Annotated in this window: 17 protein-coding genes and 2 tRNA genes; 9 read left to right on the top strand and 10 right to left on the bottom strand. The window is 66.6% G+C overall.

What is annotated here, in order from left to right:
- Window positions 1-43: 43 nt before the first annotated feature.
- From DA1_RS21240 to folC, 8 genes are all read right to left on the bottom strand, one after another.
- Window positions 44-119: transfer RNA gene (locus DA1_RS21240), tRNA-Glu, on the bottom strand.
- A 37-nt stretch (window positions 120-156) separates the two neighbouring features.
- Window positions 157-232, bottom strand: a tRNA-Ala gene (locus DA1_RS21235).
- A 70-nt stretch (window positions 233-302) separates the two neighbouring features.
- Window positions 303-1,709, bottom strand: a complete 1,407-nt coding sequence (gene gltX / locus DA1_RS21230) for a glutamate--tRNA ligase (RefSeq protein WP_034395853.1) — start codon at window positions 1,707-1,709, stop codon at window positions 303-305.
- Window positions 1,706-2,920, bottom strand: coding sequence for an O-succinylhomoserine sulfhydrylase (locus DA1_RS21225; protein WP_013801588.1), 1,215 nt, complete (start codon window positions 2,918-2,920; stop codon window positions 1,706-1,708). Before DA1_RS21225 ends, gltX begins: the two co-directional genes overlap by 4 nt.
- Window positions 2,921-3,133: 213 nt before the next feature.
- Entirely contained in the window at window positions 3,134-4,642 is a 1,509-nt protein-coding gene (purF, locus tag DA1_RS21220) for an amidophosphoribosyltransferase (RefSeq protein ID WP_034395856.1), read from the bottom strand.
- Between the two features lie 133 nt (window positions 4,643-4,775).
- Entirely contained in the window at window positions 4,776-5,267 is a 492-nt protein-coding gene (locus tag DA1_RS21215) for a CvpA family protein (protein ID WP_012206569.1), read from the bottom strand.
- A gap of 49 nt (window positions 5,268-5,316) precedes the next feature.
- Window positions 5,317-6,252, bottom strand: coding sequence for an SPOR domain-containing protein (locus DA1_RS21210; RefSeq protein ID WP_034395859.1), 936 nt, complete (start codon window positions 6,250-6,252; stop codon window positions 5,317-5,319).
- 70 nt (window positions 6,253-6,322) lie between these two features.
- Window positions 6,323-7,645, bottom strand: a complete 1,323-nt coding sequence (gene folC / locus DA1_RS21205; RefSeq protein ID WP_013801586.1) for a bifunctional tetrahydrofolate synthase/dihydrofolate synthase — start codon at window positions 7,643-7,645, stop codon at window positions 6,323-6,325.
- A gap of 79 nt (window positions 7,646-7,724) precedes the next feature.
- On the opposite strand from folC, the gene DA1_RS21200 reads away from it, so the two are divergent.
- From DA1_RS21200 to argG, 4 genes are all read left to right on the top strand, one after another.
- A complete protein-coding gene (locus tag DA1_RS21200) occupies window positions 7,725-8,102 on the top strand; it encodes an ArsC family reductase (protein ID WP_034395862.1) in 378 nt (125 codons plus the stop codon).
- 127 nt (window positions 8,103-8,229) lie between these two features.
- The gene (locus DA1_RS21195) at window positions 8,230-8,973 is read left to right on the top strand and encodes a glycine zipper 2TM domain-containing protein (protein ID WP_034395864.1); all 744 of its coding nucleotides are present in this window, start codon (window positions 8,230-8,232) and stop codon (window positions 8,971-8,973) included.
- Window positions 8,974-9,100: 127 nt separating this feature from the next.
- Window positions 9,101-9,418, top strand: coding sequence for a pyrimidine/purine nucleoside phosphorylase (gene ppnP / locus DA1_RS21190; protein WP_012206574.1), 318 nt, complete (start codon window positions 9,101-9,103; stop codon window positions 9,416-9,418).
- 118 nt (window positions 9,419-9,536) lie between these two features.
- A complete protein-coding gene (gene argG, locus DA1_RS21185) occupies window positions 9,537-10,871 on the top strand; it encodes an argininosuccinate synthase (RefSeq protein ID WP_012206575.1) in 1,335 nt (444 codons plus the stop codon).
- A 66-nt stretch (window positions 10,872-10,937) separates the two neighbouring features.
- On the opposite strand, the gene DA1_RS21180 is transcribed toward argG, so the two are convergent.
- Entirely contained in the window at window positions 10,938-11,837 is a 900-nt protein-coding gene (locus DA1_RS21180) for a LysR family transcriptional regulator (protein WP_034395868.1), read from the bottom strand.
- Window positions 11,838-11,975: 138 nt separating this feature from the next.
- On the opposite strand from DA1_RS21180, the gene DA1_RS21175 reads away from it, so the two are divergent.
- Together DA1_RS21175 and DA1_RS21170 are read left to right on the top strand one after the other, a co-directional pair.
- Window positions 11,976-12,845, top strand: a complete 870-nt coding sequence (locus DA1_RS21175; protein ID WP_034395870.1) for an MBL fold metallo-hydrolase — start codon at window positions 11,976-11,978, stop codon at window positions 12,843-12,845.
- 98 nt (window positions 12,846-12,943) lie between these two features.
- Window positions 12,944-13,309, top strand: a complete 366-nt coding sequence (locus DA1_RS21170; protein ID WP_034395872.1) for an SPW repeat protein — start codon at window positions 12,944-12,946, stop codon at window positions 13,307-13,309.
- Window positions 13,310-13,389: 80 nt separating this feature from the next.
- On the opposite strand, the gene murB is transcribed toward DA1_RS21170, so the two are convergent.
- Window positions 13,390-14,490, bottom strand: a complete 1,101-nt coding sequence (murB, locus tag DA1_RS21165) for a UDP-N-acetylmuramate dehydrogenase (protein ID WP_034395875.1) — start codon at window positions 14,488-14,490, stop codon at window positions 13,390-13,392.
- Between the two features lie 104 nt (window positions 14,491-14,594).
- Here murB and DA1_RS21160 point away from each other — a divergent pair, with 104 nt between their 5' ends.
- From DA1_RS21160 to DA1_RS21150, 3 genes are read left to right on the top strand one after another with little or no spacing between them, the layout of a single operon-like run.
- Entirely contained in the window at window positions 14,595-15,080 is a 486-nt protein-coding gene (locus DA1_RS21160; RefSeq protein ID WP_012206580.1) for a YajQ family cyclic di-GMP-binding protein, read from the top strand.
- A 33-nt stretch (window positions 15,081-15,113) separates the two neighbouring features.
- Window positions 15,114-15,779, top strand: a complete 666-nt coding sequence (locus DA1_RS21155; RefSeq protein WP_034395877.1) for a retropepsin-like aspartic protease family protein — start codon at window positions 15,114-15,116, stop codon at window positions 15,777-15,779.
- A gap of 40 nt (window positions 15,780-15,819) precedes the next feature.
- Window positions 15,820-16,809 carry an HD-GYP domain-containing protein gene (locus DA1_RS21150; RefSeq protein WP_034395880.1) on the top strand — a complete coding sequence of 330 codons (990 nt, stop codon included), beginning with the start codon at window positions 15,820-15,822 and terminating at the stop codon, window positions 16,807-16,809.
- Window positions 16,810-16,842 lie beyond the last annotated feature (33 nt).

Below are 16,842 nucleotides of genomic sequence, written 5' to 3'. Positions count from 1 at the left end.
GGCAGACAGCTTTTGCGCTCTTTCGAGCCAAGTGCTGCAAACTTGGCGACCCTACGGGGATTCGAACCCCGGTACTCACCGTGAAAGGGTGATGTCCTAGGCCTCTAGACGATAGGGTCAATCCTAGAACTTGCGTAAAAACCCAAGTCTCAATTTTGGTGGAGGTAAACGGGATCGAACCGATGACCTCTTGCATGCCATGCAAGCGCTCTCCCAGCTGAGCTATACCCCCTTCATGATGCAATCGCTGCTTCTTGTTAGTTGCTGCGTTTGCATCAGAGACTCGAATTATAGACAGGTTTTTAGCGGTTTTTCAAACGGGCCAGAATTTTTTCACGACCCAGCAGCTCCAGCACCGCGTCCACCGAAGGCGTGTGCGCCGTGCCCAGCGTCAGCACGCGCACCGGCATGGCCAGTTGCGGCATCTTCAGGCCCTGGGCCTTGAGCACTTTCTTGATCAGGGCGGCAATGGCTTCCTTGCTCCACTCCACCGAGGCGATGCCTTCGGCGAAGGCGTCCAGGGCGGGCGCCACGGCGTCGGTCACATGCTTGGCCAGGTCTTCGGCGTTGCGGTCGAAGGCGTCCACATAGAACAGGCGCACCCAGCCGGCCAGATCGACCAGGGTTTCGCAGCGGTCCTTGAACAGGGCGCAGATGCGCGGCAGGCGGTCGTCGGCGTCGAGCAGGGCCTGGTCCAGGCCGGTCTTGAGCACGAAGGGGCGCACCAGCTCTGCCAGGGCCGCATCGTCCAGCGCCTTCAGGTGCTGGGCATTGACCCAGCGCAGCTTGGCCTCGTCGAACTGGCCTGCGCTGCGGCCCAGGTGGTCGAGGTTGAACCACTCCAGGAACTGGGCGCGGCTGAAGATTTCGTCGTCGCCATGGCTCCAGCCCAGGCGGGCCAGGTAGTTGACCATGGCGTCGGGCAGGTAGCCTTCGTCGCGGTACTGGGTGACGGCCTTGGCGCCGTTGCGCTTGCTCATCTTCTCGCCCTGCTCGTTGAGCACGGTGGGCAGGTGGGCGAACACGGGCACGCTGGCGCCCAGCGCCTCGAAGATGTGGATCTGGCGCGGCGTGTTGTTGACGTGGTCGTCGCCACGGATGACATGGGTGATGGCCATGTCCATATCGTCCACGCAGACGCAGAAGTTGTAGGTCGGCGTGCCATCGGGGCGCGCGATCACCAGGTCGTCCAGCTCGCTGTTCTGGAACTCGATGCGGCCCTTGCACTTGTCTTCCCAGGCCACGACGCCGCCCTGCGGCGTCTTGAAGCGCAGCACGGGGCGCACGCCTTCGGGCACGGGCGGCAGCACCTTGCCTTCTTCAGGGCGCCAGGTGCCGTCGTAGCGCGGCTTTTCCTTGTTGGCCATCTGGCGCTCGCGCAGGGCGTCGAGTTCTTCCACGCTCATGTAGCAGGGGTAGACATGGCCCGAAGCCTGCAGACCGGCCAGCACCTCCTTGTAGCGGTCCATGCGCTGCATTTGATAGAACGGACCTTCGTCATGGTCCAGCTGCAGCCAGGCCATGCCTTCGATGATCACGTCCACCGAGGCCTGGGTGGAACGCTCCACATCGGTGTCCTCGATGCGCAGGATGAAATCACCGCCCGTGGCGCGCGCGAAGGCCCAGGGATACAGGGCCGAGCGGATGTTGCCCAGGTGGATGAAGCCCGTGGGAGACGGGGCAAAACGGGTTCGTACTTTTTGTGTCATTGCAGGGTATCCAGTCCGCGGGACAGATCGTTCTTGATGTCGCCCAGGTATTCCAGTCCGACGGAGATGCGCAGCAGGCCCTGGCCGATGCCGGCGGCACGGCGCTGCTCTTCGCTCAGGCGGCCATGCGAGGTGCTGGCCGGGTGGGTGATGGTGGTCTTGACGTCGCCCAGGTTGGCCGTGATCGAGCACACCAGGGTGCTGTCGGCCACATGGAAGGCATTGGCGCGCAGTTGCTCGGCGCCCTCGCCCACCACGTCGAAGGAAAGCACGCCGCCGCCCATGCCGTTTTGCTGGCGCATGGCCAGCTCGTGCTGCGGGTGGCTGGCCAGGCCCGGGTAGTAGACACGGGCGACCTTGGGATGGGCCTCCAGCCAGGTGGCCAGCTCCAGCGCGGCGGCGCTTTGCGCCTTGACGCGCAGGGACAGCGTCTCCAGGCCCTTGAGCACCACCCAGGCGTTGAACGGCGCCAGGTTCAGGCCGCCGCTGCGCAGGAAGGTGCCCATGACCTTGTCCACCAGCGCCGTCGTGCCACAGACCGCGCCCGACATGACGCGGCCCTGGCCGTCCAGCAGCTTGGTGCCGGAGTGCACGACCAGGTCGGCACCGAACTGCGCGGGCCGCTGCAGCGCGGGCGAGGCAAAGCTGTTGTCCACCGCCAGCAGCGCGCCATGGGCGTGCGCCAGTTCGGCCAGCGCGGCGATGTCGCACAGGTCGGTCAGCGGGTTGGTCGGCGTCTCGGCGAACAGCAATCGCGTGTTGGGACGGATGGCGGCCTTCCAGGCCTGCACATCGGTCTGCGAGACAAAGCTGGTCTCGATGCCGAAGCGCGCCATCTCGCCGCCCAGCAGCTTGATGGTGGAGCCGAACATGGACTGCGAGCAGATCACATGGTCGCCCGCCTTGAGCGTGGTCAGCGCCACCAGCAAGATGGCCGACATGCCGGTGGACGTGGCCACGGCACATTCCGTGCCTTCCATGGCGGCCAGGCGCTGCTCGAAGCTGGTCACCGTGGGGTTGGAGGTGCGGCTGTAGGTGTAGCCGGGCTCTTCGTTGGCGAAGCGGCGCGCTGCCGTTGCGCAGTCGGGCTGCACGAAGCTGCTGGTCATGTACAGGGCTTCGCTGTGCTCGCCCCACTGGCTTCGTTCCACGGCCACGCGCAGGGCCAGCGTATCGGGATGCAGGCCTTCGGGAAGTGTCTTGTTCGTCACGTTGATGGTCCTTGGGGTCGGGCGCGGCCCGCCGATGGCGGCGGTGCCCGGAAAAAAGGAGCTAGAAACACTTGTCACCTGGGGACTTGCTGGGCGTTGCAGCCTGCAGTCCTCCAGCACCAGCGCTTTTAGCTCATTTGTCAAAAAAGGGCGGGCCTCAGGCCCGCCCCCGTATTGTCACTGAAGCCCAATCGCTCTGACTCAGGCTCGGGCTCAGGCTTCCTGGGCGTTGGGCAGGGATAGGCGCGAGGCGTCGCTGGACTCTTCCTCACCGCCGCGGTTGCGGCCTTCATTGAGTGCCGTGACTTCGTCCTCGGAGATGTCGCCCGTGATGTAGACGCCATCGAAGCACGAGGCCTCGAAGCCCTGCACCTGCGGGTTGATCTTGCCCACGGTCTGCTTCATGGCGGCCACGTCCTGGTAGATCAGCGCGTCGGCACCGATGACCTGGCGGATTTCCTCGACCGTGCGGCCATGCGCCACCAGTTCGGCGCGCGTGGGCATGTCGATGCCGTAGACGTTGGGATGGCGCACCGGAGGCGCTGCCGAGGCCAGGTAGACCTTGACGGCACCGGCATCACGCGCCATCTGCACGATTTCCTTGGAGGTGGTGCCGCGCACGATGGAGTCATCCACCAGCAGCACCTTGCGGCCCTTGAACTCGCTGCCGATGGCGTTGAGCTTCTGGCGCACCGATTTCTTGCGCGAGGACTGGCCCGGCATGATGAAGGTCCGGCCCACGTAGCGGTTCTTGACGAAGCCTTCGCGGTACGGAATGCCCAGCAGCTGGGCCAGCTGCATGGCGCTGGGGCGGCTGGATTCGGGAATCGGGATGATGGCGTCGATCTCGTTGGGCGGCACGGTGGAGACCACGCGCTTGGCCAGCGTCTCGCCCATGTTCAGGCGGGCCTGGTAGACGGAGATGCCATCCAGCACGGAGTCCGGGCGGGCCAGGTACACGTACTCGAACACGCAGGGGTGCAGCTCGCTCTTTTCAGCGCACTGGCGGGTTTCGACCTGGCCGTCGCTGTGCACGAACACCGCCTCGCCCGGGGCGACATCGCGCTCGAGCTGGTGCAGCGTGCCTTCCAGGGCCACGGACTCGCTGGCCAGCATCACCGAGCCGTCGGCACCGCGGCCCATGCACAGGGGGCGGATGCCGAACGGGTCGCGGAAGGCCAGCAGGCCGTAGCCGGCGATCAGCGCGATCACGGCATATGAGCCCTTGATGCGCTTGTGAACGGCGCTGACGGCCTGGAACACGTCTTCGCTCTTGAGCGGCGCGCCACTGCTGGCGCGGGCCAGCTCGTGGGCCAGCACGTTGAGCAGGACTTCGGAGTCGCTCTCGGTATTGGTGTGGCGGTGGTCGGTGTCCGACAGCTCCTCGCGCAGCTGCTTGGCATTGGTGAGGTTGCCGTTGTGCACCATGACGATGCCGAAGGGCGCGTTCACGTAGAAGGGCTGGGCCTCTTCCTCGCTGGTCGCGTTGCCGGCCGTCGGGTAGCGCACCTGACCCAGGCCCACCGTGCCCGGCAGGGCACGCATGTTGCGGGTGCGGAACACGTCGCGCACCATGCCCTTGGCCTTGTGCATGAAGAACTTGCGCTCCTGCTGGGTCACGATGCCTGCGGCATCCTGGCCACGGTGCTGCAGCAGCAGCAGGGCGTCATAGATCAGTTGATTCACGGGCGCGGTGCTGACTACACCAACGATTCCACACATAGTTGCGTTCCATCCGTTTGCGAAGGTCGCCCTTCGCTGTCTGGGCCGTAGCAGCCACCCATTGGCCACGCCTGCGCCCGATTTCTCTATCCAAACTGTTTCTGCCAGCCGACTCCTGCGCTGCAGCGCCTTGTCATGCAGCCGGCAGATAGCGTCCCCATTCCTGCGGCAGCTGTGGCAAAACCACAGCCAGCGCCTGCATCAGCCATGGCGCCAGGGCTGAATCCTGCCACCACTGCCCCTGGTGCAGCGGCGTGTAGCTGATCACCATCGTTGCCACCAGGGCCAGCAGCGCCCCGCGCAGCACGCCGAACAGCGCGCCCAGCGTGCGGTCCACGGGCCTCAGGCCCACCGCCTCGATCAGCCGGCGCGACAGCCAGGACACCAGGCCCCAGCCGAACAGCGCCAGCACGAACAAAAGCACAAAGCCTGCGGCGTAGCGCAGCTGCATGTCCCAGTCCTGCATGGGCAGCCACAGCGCCACGTCGGCCGCCCAGATGCGGGCCACGACAAAGGCCACCAGCCAGCCCAGCAGAGACAGTACCTCGTACACCAGCCCGCGCCAGGCGCCAAGCAGCATCGAGGCCAGCACGCAGGCCAGCAAAACCCAGTCCACCGTGGACATACGCTATTTCTGTGCGCCCGTGCTGCTTTGCAAGATGTACGTCACCGCGTCAGAGCTTGATCACCGACGCCGGCAGGCCCTGGCCCTTGACGCGCGCCGCCGCCTTGTCGGCTTCGGCACGGCCGTTGAACGGGCCCACACGCACCCGCGTGCGCTTGCCGTCCTTGGTGTCCACCACTTGCGTGAATGTCTTCAGGCCCGCCAGCTCCAGCTTGGCGCGGATTTCCTGGGCCTTGCCGGCGTCAGAGAAGGCTCCGACCTGCACGATGAAGCGTTCGTCCGTCGCCGCGGCCGCCGTTGAAGCGGCGGGCGCGCTGCGTCCTTCCAGCAGGGCCCGGGCACGCGCGGCATCGTCGCTCCTGGACGGCTCGGGCTTGGGTTCGGGCTTTGGCTTGGGCTCGGGTTTCGGTTCGGGCTTGGGCTCCGGCTTGTGTTCGGGCTTCGGCTGCTCCGGCTTGGGCTTGGGTTCCGGCTTGGGCTCGGGTTTGGTCTCAGGCTTGGCGGCGGGCTTGGGCTCCGGCTTTGCCTCGGGCTTCGCTTCAGGCTTGACCGGAGCCACCTGGGAAACGGGAGGGGCCACAGGCACGGACGGCACGGACGGCGCCGAAGGCCTGCCCATGGGAACCTCTTCCTCATCGGCTCCCAGCGAGGCCTGGGCCGACACGCGGCCCGTCGGCGCAGCCGCGCCATGCGAATGGGCATCCACGGCATTGGCGCCGGGCACGACCAGGGGCGCAACCTTGTCGCGGTCAGGAATCTCGATGGGGATGTCTACGGGAATCGGGCGCGGCTGGGTGTCGAACAGCAGGGGGAAGCCCACCACGCCCGCCAGGACCAGCACGGCAGCGCCGATGAGGCGGTGGCGCGCCCGACGGCGCATGACATCGACGCTTTCCGCCTGTCCCAGCCGTGTGGGCCGCCTCGATGCGGACGACGAATCACCGTCGTCTTTTTTGCCGGGCCAACGAAAATTGAAAAATGCCATGGAGTGCGGACTCGTTCATATCGGCCACCACAGCGGCCACGATGGCCGCCTGCGGTGCGGATCACTGGATTCAGGTGCCCAGATGCTTGGCGTTCAGCCGGGGCGGGCCGTCCTGCAGCACGCCGCCCACCGTGAAGAACGAGCCAAAGACCACGATTCTATCAGTGGGACCTGCGGCCAGAACCGCTGCATCCAGCGCCAGCTGCGGGTTTGCGAAGGTGGCCACCGACAGCTCGCGGGGCACGCCGGGTGCGGGCGGCAGGGCTTCGATCTTCTGGCGCAGCACTTCGGCGCTTTCAGCACGCGGCGTGGGCAGGTCGGTCAGGTACCAGCGGTCGATCAGCGGTGCGATCCTGCCCAGCATGGGCGCCAGGTCCTTGTCGTGCATGGCGCCAAACACCGCATGCGTGCAGGGGAAGTAGCCCATGGCGTCGAGGTTGGCCGTCAGCGCCGCCACCGAATGCGGGTTGTGCGCAACATCCAGCACCAGCGTGGGCTGGCCAGGAATGATCTGGAAACGCCCTGGCAGCTCGACCATGGCCAGCCCCGTGCGCACGGCCTGGGCCGTGACCGGAAGGCGGCTGCGAATGGCTTCGAGCGCGGCCAGCGCACCCGATGCATTGACCAGCTGGTTGGCGCCGCGCAGCGCCGGATAGGCCAGGCCCGCATAGCGCCGCCCGCGTCCTGCCCAGCCCCACTGCTGCTTGTCGCCCGAGAAGTTGAAATCCTGGCCCAGGCGCCAGAGATCGGCACCAATGGCCTGTGCATGGTCCAGCACGCTTTGCGGCGGCATGGGATCGCTGACCACCACCGGCCGACCGGCGCGCATGATGCCGGCCTTCTCGCGGCCGATGCTCTCGCGGTCCGGGCCCAGGAATTCCACATGGTCGATGTCGATGCTGGTGATGACGGCGCAATCGGCATCGATCACGTTCGTGGCATCCAGCCTCCCGCCCAGGCCCACCTCGAGAATCGCCACATCCAGCCTGGACTGGCTCATCAGCCGCAGGATGGCCAGCGTGGTGAATTCGAAATAGGTGAGCGCCACTTCCGTGCCCTGCACGCGCGCCTGCTCCACGGCCTCGAACTGCGGCAGCAGCTCGGCGGCCTTCACGATCTCGCCGCCCACGCGGCAGCGCTCCTCGAAATGCACCAGATGCGGCGATGTGTAGACGCCGGGACGAAAGCCCGACTGCAGCGCCACGGCCTCCAGCATGGCGCAGGTCGAGCCCTTGCCATTGGTGCCCGCCACCGTGATCACGGGGCAGTCGAAACGCAGATCCAGGCGCTGGGCGACTTCGCGCACGCGATCCAGGCCCAGCGCGATATTCTTGGGGTGCAGGCGCTCGCAATATGCGAGCCATGCATCCAATGTGGGAAATGAGGTGTGCATACTGCGCGCTATTGTTACCCAGGGACAGTGTCCTTATGGGGTCCTCGCCATCCGCGGACTGCGGCAACTGCAACCAATCATGACCACCTCAAACACTGTGACGCTCTACGGCATTCCCAACTGCGACACCGTCAAGAAGGCCCGCGCCTGGCTTGCCGACCAGGGCATCGCCTACGAATTCCACGACTTCAAGAAACAGGGCGTCCCTTCCGCACAACTGCCCGCCTGGATGCAGGCCGTGGGCTGGGAAAAGCTGCTCAACCGCCAGGGCACGACCTGGCGCAAGCTCGACGCCGACACCCAGGCCGGCGCCCAGGATGCGGCCGGTGCCGCAGCCCTCATGCAGCAGCAGCCCAGCGTCATCAAGCGCCCGGTCGTCCAATGGCCGCAGGGACGCATCACCGTGGGTTTTGCGCCCGATACCTGGGCAGAGCTGGCCCACGAGGGCAAGCGCTAACACTGCCGTCAAGCCTGGAACAGCTTATTACGTGGATTTACGCGGCCGCAAACTGCTTTTCGGGCCCGAGGAATACACTTGCATGGAGCCTGGCAGGAAGTACCGCCAGCGCAACAGGAGTGCAATCATGAAATCCCTGGTTCTTTTGACGCTGGCGGCCACGACCGCCACCGTAGCCCTGGCCCAGGAGCAAGGCCGGGTGCTTTCCGTGACCCCGGTGACGCAACAGGTGGCCGTGCCCCAGCAGGTCTGCCGCGATGAGAACGTCTACTCGGGCCAGCGCAGCACTTCGGGCGCGGGCGCCGTGCTGGGTGCGCTGGCGGGCGGCGTGGTGGGCAACGCCATTGGCCACGGCGGCGGACGCGCTGCGGCCACGGCAGCCGGCGTGATTGGCGGCGCCATGCTGGGCAACCAGGCGGAAGCCTCGGGACAGCAGCCCCAATACCAGACGGTGCGCAACTGCACCACCCAGACCTACTACCAGAACCGCGCCGTGGCCTACGACGTGGTCTATGAGTACGCGGGCCGCAACTACACGACGCGGACCGCCACGCCGCCTGGCGACTGGATTGCACTGAGCGTGCAGCCCGCAGCCAACAGCGGCGCCTACGGCAGCAATGGTTACTACAGCACCAACCAGCCGCCCCAGGCCGCGTACTCCACCACGCCCGTGCCGCCGCCCGTGGTCTATGAAAACAATTACTACGGCGGTGGTTACTACCCGGCCCAGCCGGTGCAACCGGTGTATTCGGCCGGTGACTATGTGGCGCCCGTGGTGATTGGTGCAGCCCTTGCTGCCGGCGTGTACTACGCCTCGCGCCCCAGCTATCACGGCTGGCGCGGCGGCTACCGCCATGGCTGGCGCCGCTGAGGCCGCCATGCGCTCGCCCCGCAAGCCCCGACAAGGGGCTTTTTGCATGGCGGCGGCCAGCACGTACGGGCAGCGGCCGGGTGCTGGCCTAAAATGGGCGATTTAGTCCACCCTCTGCCCAGCTTCCATGACCACCGAAACCATCTCTGGCATCACCCTGACCACCAAGGCCAATGTCTATTTCGACGGCAAATGCATCAGCCACGGCTTCACGCTGGCCGATGGCACGAAGAAGTCTGCCGGCGTGGTGCTGCCCAGCCAGCTGACTTTCGGCACGGCCGCTGCCGAGATCATGGAATGCGTGGCCGGCTCCTGCGAGTACAAGCTCGACGGCTCGGACCAGTGGCTGACCTCCAAGGCCGGCGAGTCCTTCCAGGTGCCTGCGAACTCCAAGTTCGACATCCGCGTGACCGAGGCCTACCACTACATCTGCCACTACGCCTGAGCGCCTGAGCGCCTGAGCAGACCGACGCATTCGACCTGACGGCGCCCAGGCGCCTTCCGTGTTTTCCGGCAGCCGCGTCCCGCACGCCAGCCGCCATCGTTATTGAGAGAAGCATCGTATGGAAACCATCCTGCAAAACGTTCCCGTCGGCCAGAAGGTCGGCATCGCCTTCTCGGGCGGCCTGGACACCAGCGCTGCCCTGCGCTGGATGAAGAACAAGGGCGCCCTGCCCTACGCCTACACGGCCAACCTGGGCCAGCCCGACGAGGCCGACTACGACGAAATCCCCCGCAAGGCCATGGAGTACGGCGCCGAGCAGGCCCGCCTGATCGACTGCCGCTCGCAGCTGGCCGGCGAAGGCATTGCCGCCATCCAGGCCGGCGCCTTCCACATCTCCACGGGCGGCATCACCTACTTCAACACCACGCCCCTGGGCCGTGCCGTGACCGGCACCATGCTGGTGGCCGCCATGAAGGAAGACGACGTCAACATCTGGGGTGACGGCTCGACCTTCAAGGGCAACGACATCGAGCGCTTCTACCGCTACGGTCTGCTGACCAACCCCGCGCTGAAGATCTACAAGCCCTGGCTGGACCAGACCTTCATCGACGAGCTGGGCGGTCGCGCCGAGATGTCGGCCTTCATGACCAAGGAAGGCTTCGGCTACAAGATGAGCGCCGAGAAGGCCTACTCGACCGACAGCAACATGCTGGGCGCCACGCACGAGGCCAAGGACCTGGAGTTCCTGAACAGCGGCATCCGCATCGTCAACCCCATCATGGGCGTGGCGTTCTGGAAGCCCGAAGTCGAGGTCAAGGCCGAGGAAGTGTCGGTGACCTTTGACGAAGGCCGCCCCGTGGCCATCAACGGCAAGGAAATCGCCGACCCCGTGGAGCTGTTCCTGGAAGCCAACCGCATCGGCGGCCGCCACGGCCTGGGCATGAGCGACCAGATCGAGAACCGCATTATCGAAGCCAAGAGCCGCGGCATCTACGAAGCCCCCGGCATGGCCCTGCTGCACATCGCCTACGAGCGCCTGGTGACCGGCATCCACAACGAGGACACCATCGAGCAGTACCGCATCAACGGCCTGCGCCTGGGCCGCCTGCTGTACCAGGGCCGCTGGTTCGACCCGCAGGCCATCATGCTGCGCGAAACCGCCCAGCGCTGGGTGGCCCGCGCCGTGACCGGCACCGTGACGCTGGAACTGCGCCGCGGCAACGACTACTCCATCCTCAACACCGAATCGCCCAACCTGACCTACGCTCCCGAGCGCCTGTCGATGGAAAAGGTCGAGGACGCGCCCTTCAGCCCCGCCGACCGCATTGGCCAGCTGACCATGCGCAACCTGGACCTGATGGACACCCGCGACAAGCTGGCCATCTACGCCAAGGCCGGCCTGCTGTCGCTGGGCACCAGCACCGCCCTGCCCCAATTGGGCGGCAAGGAATAAGCCAACCTGCGGCACCCTGCCGCAGATTGCCAAGAGCCGCCGCAAGGCGGCTTTTTTACGCCCCTGCTACCAGCGCGCGCCCTCGAAGCGCTGCACGAGAAAATCCAGCAGCGCGCGCACGGCCACCGGCAGGTGGCGGCGCGAGCTGTACAGCGCATGCACGGTCAGCGGCTGCGGGCGCCAGTCCGGCAGCACCAGCTCCAGCTGGCCGGCCTGCAGCATGGGCTGGACCAGGTAGGTGGGCTGGAAGGCGATGCCCGCACCCTCGACGGCAGCGGCGGCCAGCACGGTGGCTTCGTTGGCGTTGAACCAGGTGGTGACGGCGATCTGCTGCTCATCGCTTTCATCGTCACGCCGCGCCAATTGCCAGACACTGCGGCCCACGCGCATGTGGCCCAGGCAGCGGTGAGCCTGCAACTGGGCCGGTGTCTGCGGCCGCCCTGCCGCGTCCAGGTAGGCGGGCGAGGCCACCAGCACCGATTCGCACACGGCCAGCGGCCGGCCGATGAGTGCGGCGCCCGGATCGGCGCTGATGCGTATGGCCAGGTCGATGCGCTGCTGCACCAGGTCCAGCGCGCCGTCGTCCACCAGCAGGTCGATCTTGAGGTGCGGGTGCAGCCGCATGAACTGCGCAATGGCCGGCGCCATCTGCGCATGGCCGAAGGACATGCTGCAGGTCACGCGCAGCAGGCCGCGCAGCTGGCTGTCGCCGGCGCGCATTTCGCCTTGCACCTCATCGGCCAGGGCCAGCATCTGCTGGCTGTAGCGCAGGCACTGTGCACCGGCATCGGTGAGCGAGACGCGGCGCGTGGTGCGGTGCAGCAGGCGCGCGCCCAGCCACTGCTCCAGCGACTCCACATGCCGCGTGGCCATGGCACGCGACAGGTCCAGCCGTTCGGCCGCCGCCGTGAAGCTGCCGCATTCGGCCACCGTGGCAAACACCTGCATCGCCAGCAATCGGTCCATGAATCTGCTCGATTTCTGCAACAAACAAGCGCATATTCTGCGGTTTATCTGCTCGATTTCAAAAACTAAAGTACGACACATGGCAGCACGGCGCTGCCACCCGTTTTCTGTCTTGTGCTTTTTTCAAAGGAAATCGACATGCTTCGCACCACCGTGCTTTCGCTCACCCTGGCCCTGTCGGCCGGCCTGTCCCATGCCCAGGCACCCGCCCCGCTGCAGATGAAGGTCTACCAGGCCGACGAACACAGCTTTGCCGTGACCTCCACCCTGATCACCGGCGCCAAGGAGGCCGTGGTCGTGGACAGCGGCTTCACCCGCGCCGACGGCCTGCGCATTGCCGCCAATGTGCTGGACAGCGGCAAGCAGCTGACCACCATCCTCATCAGCAATGCCGACCCCGACTACTACTTCGGCGCCGAGGTGCTGAAGAACCTGTTCCCGCAGGCCAAGGTCGTGGCCACGCCCGCCGTGCGCGAGAAGATCGAGTCCAAGCTGCAGGGCAAGCTGGCCTTCTGGGGCCCCAAGATGGGAGCCAACGCACCCGGCAAGCCGGTCCTGCCCGAAGCCCTGCAGGGCAATACGGTGACCGTGGACGGCCAGACGCTGGAGCTGCGCGGCACCACCGGCCCGCTGGCCCACCGCCCCTATGTCTGGGTGCCTGCGCTGCAGGCCATCGTCGGCAACGTGGGCGTGTTCGGCAACCTGCATGTCTGGACGGCGGACACGCAAAAGAGCGCCGAGCGCAAGGCCTGGCTGGCGCAGCTGGACGAGATGCAGGCCCTCAAGCCCGCCGTCGTCGTGCCCGGCCACATGCAGGCCGGCACCGCCATGGACGCCAGCGCCATCGCCTATACACGCGACTATCTCCAGCGTTTCGAGGCCGCCGCCGCCAAGGCCGCAAACAGTGCCGAGCTGATCGGCGCCATGAAGCAGGCCTACCCGCAGGCCGGCATGGCGCTGTCGCTGGACATTGGCGCCAAGGTGAACAAGGGCGAGATGCCCTGGTAAGCAGGCACTTTCACAAAAATCCTCATGGAACCTGCATGCTGCGGCCTTGATCCAACGAATTGCCGCCCTCATTCGTCGTGGCGGCAGGAGGTGCAGCCATGAAATACATGAAGCATTGGCAGGACCCGATCAATGTCCTGCTGGGAGCCTGGTTGGCGGTCTCGCCCTGGGTGCTCGGGTTCCAGGACCAGATGGCGCCCACGGCCAATGGCGTGGTCATCGGCCTGGCGCTGATTGCCGCTGCGCTGGGGGCCATCTTCATGCCCCGCGCGTGGGAGGAATGGACCGAAGGCCTGCTGGGACTGTGGATGGTGATCTCGCCCTGGGTGCTGGGCTATGCGGGCCAGATGGATGCCATGCGCAATGCCGTGGTGTCCGGCGTGGTGGTCATGGTGCTGGCGCTGTGGGTGCTGATGACCGACAAGGACTACATGAGCTGGCGCAGCAGCCACTCCGCCCACTGATGCGCTGATACAAAGCAAGCAAAGCGGCCCGCAGGCCTTCATGGTCTGCGGGCCGCTGTTTTCTTGAGGCCGTCGATCGATCAGACCACGACGGGCTCGGGCTCCAGGCGGATGCCGAATCGCTCGTAGACGCTGGTCTGTATCGCGCCGGCCAGCGTCATGACCTCGCCGCCGGTGACGCTGCGGTCCACGCTGTGCCGGTCGCCCCGGTTGACCAGCACCAGGGCCTGCTTGTCATACACCCCGGCGCGGCCCATGGATTTGCCCTTCCAGCCGCAGGCATCGATCAGCCAGCCGGCGGCCAGCTTGATGGAGCCGTCGTCCATGGGGTAGTGCACGATCTTGGGCTCGCGCGCAATGATGTCGGCGCACTGCTCGGGCGTCACCGTCGGGTTCTTGAAGAAGCTGCCGGCGTTGCCGATCTGATCCGGGTCCGGCAGCTTGGCGCGGCGGATCTCGCAGACCCAGTCGAAGATCTGGCGGGCCGTGGGCTCGGCCACGCCGGCCTCGGCCTGGCGGCGCTGCAGGTCCAGGTAGCCCAGGCCGGGCTTCCAGTCCTTGGGCAGGGCCAGGCGCACGCGCGTGATCACGGCGCGGCCCTTGAGGCCCATGCCGCGCGGCGGCACGCCGCTCATGCGCGCCCGCGCCACGGGCGTGGGTTCGGCCGGGGCGTGCTTGAACACCGAGTCGCGGTAGCCGAAGGCGCATTGCGCGGCATCCAGTGTGAAGGATTCACCCGTGGCCAGGTCGACGGCATCCAGCGACTCGAACCGGTCCTGCAGCTCCAGCCCGTAGGCGCCGATGTTCTGCACCGGCGATGCGCCCACGGTGCCGGGAATCAGCGCCATGTTCTCCAGGCCGCCATAGCCCTGCGACAGGGTCCAGGCCACCAGGTCGTGCCAGCGCTCGCCGGCACCGGCCTCGACGATCCAGTGGCGCTCGGTCTCGCGCAGCAGGCGCATGCCCGCTATCTCCATCTTGAGGACCACGGGATCGACATCGCCCGTGATCACCACGTTGCTGCCGCCGCCCAGCACGAACACGGGCTGGCGGCCCCACAGCGGATCGGCCAGGAAATGGCGAACATCCTCATCGCTGCGCACACGCACCAGGGTGTGGGCACGGGCGGCGATGCCGAAGCTGTTGCAATGCTGCAGCGGAACATTTTTCTCGACTAACATCAGCCGGATTGTCGCACCGCGTCCCCACGCCTCCGGCACCGTGCCCGCATCGCCCGGTCCCGCGCTGCGATACTTTTTCAGAACATTTACAGGAAATATTTGCCATGCCTTCTTTTGACACCGTGTGCGAAGCCGACTTCGTCGAAGTGAAGAACGCCGTGGAGAACACCGCCAAGGAAATCGGCACGCGCTTCGACTTCAAGGGCACCTCGGCCGCCATCGAACTCAAGGACAAGGAAATCACGCTGTTCGGCGATGCCGACTTCCAGCTGCAGCAGGTCGAGGACATCCTGCGCAACAAGCTGACCAAGCGCAGCGTGGACGTGCGCTTCCTGGACATCCAGAAGGCCCAGAAGATCGGCGGCGACAAGCTCAAGCAGACCATCAAGGTCAAGAACGGCATCGAGGCCGAGCTGGGCAAGAAGCTGCAAAAGCTGATCAAGGACAGCAAGCTCAAGGTGCAGGCCGCCATCCAGGGCGACGCCGTGCGCGTCACGGGCGCCAAGCGCGACGACCTGCAGGCGGCCATGGCCCTGATCCGCAAGGACCTGGCCGACCATCCCCTGTCCTTCAACAACTTCCGCGACTGAACGCCCGGCCTCCGCCCCTGCACCACAAGCCCCATGCGCCACCTGCGTGCCGTACTTCTGAGCCTGGCCGGCGTGGCCGTGCTGGCTCCGCCACCGGCGACAGCGCAGTCCGTGGCACTCCGCGGCGTGCTGGGCAACAAGGCCCTGCTGGTCATCGACGGCGGCACGCCACGCGCTCTGGCGGCCGGCGACAGCCTGCAGGACGTGCGCGTGCTGCAGGTATCGGGCGACACGGCCGAGGTGGAAATCAAGGGCCGCCGCCAGACATTGCGCCTGGGCGAAGCGCCCATCAGCCTGGGCGGCCGGGGCGCGGCAGCGGGCGATCCCGCGCTTGGCCGGCGCGTGGTGCTCAAGGCCGACAACCGGGGCCATTTCATCGAACGCGGCCAGATCAATGGCAAGACCATGGTCTACATGGTGGACACGGGCGCCAGCTCGGTCGCCATAGGCCGGTCCGACGCCGAACGCATGGGCCTGCCCTTTCTCAAGGGCCAGCCCGTGATGATGCGCACCGCCAACGGCGACGCCCAGGGCTGGAGCCTGCGGCTGGACTCGGTGCGCGTGGGCGATGTCGAGGTCTTTGGCGTGGACGCCGTGGTCGCCCCTCTTGCCATGCCCTATGTGCTGCTGGGAAACAGCTTTCTTGCCCACGTCCAGATGACCCGCCAGGGCAGCGAGATGGTGCTGGAGCGGCGCTGATGCGGCCTGCACGCGCCCCGTTTTCCGCACCCCGCCACCGATGAGCCGACGCCCCGACGATTCCTACGAAGACCTGCTGGGCCTGTGGTCCGACCTGGAGGCCGCGCTGTCCGTGCTGCTGTCCGCGCCGCTGCAGGTGCAGGGCTTCCTGGTCAAGCTGCAGCAGATCGACCTGTGGCTGCAGGAGTTGATCGCCCACGACAGCGATGCCGCGCTGTACCTGATGTTCCAGCGCGCCTGCTCCTCCACCGTGGGCTACAGCGCCTCCCATGCCCTGGTCTGCGCCTGCCTGTGCCATGTGCTGGCGCGCGAGCTGCGCCTGAACGAGACCGAGCACCGCACCCTGGTACGCGGCGCGCTGACCATGAACATCGGCATGAACGCGCTGCAGGACGAACTGGCGCTGCAGCGCGAGCCGCTGACCCCCGCCCAGCAGCAGGCCGTGCAGCGCCATCCGCTGCAAAGCCAGGCCCTGCTGGCGCGTCTGTTCGTCAACGACGCGCTGTGGCTGGAACTGGTGGCCCGACACCATGAAGCCGTGCCCCAGCAGCCCTTGGCCACACTGCCCCCGGTGCAGCGCCTGGTGCGCATCCTGGGCACGGTGGACCGCTACGCGGCCCTGATCAGCCCGCGCAAGTCACGCGAAGGCCGCAGCGCCGCCGAGTCGCTGCGCGCGCTCACCCAGCAGCAGCGCTACTCCGACGAGGTGGGCTTCGCGCTGGTGCGCGCCGTGGGCCTGTGCCCGCCCGGCACCTACGTGCGGCTGGACAACGGCGACATCGCCGTGGTGCTGCGCCGTGGCGAGCCGCCGCAGCCGCCGCTGGTAGCCAGCGTGATCGGCGCCGACGGCGCCAGCCTCTACCCGCCCGTCATCCATGAAGGCGAGGACGGCCCCCGCATCCGCTCGGCACTGGCGCGCGCCGCCATCACGCTGGAGCTGGACCCGCGCACGCTGGCGCAGCTGGGCGTGCTGGCCGCACGCGGCAGCCAATCGCTGTACCGCATGGTGCAGGTGCCGGGTCCGCTGTAGCGCGTCCTGCAGGCCGGCCATCGGCCTTAAATC

Origin of the sequence: Delftia acidovorans NBRC 14950, assembly GCF_001598795.1 — a bacterium.
GTDB lineage: Bacteria > Pseudomonadota > Gammaproteobacteria > Burkholderiales > Burkholderiaceae_C > Comamonas > Comamonas acidovorans.
The sequence above is the reverse complement of the archived record's forward strand: the minus strand, read 5'-3'. Positions and strand labels throughout refer to the sequence as shown.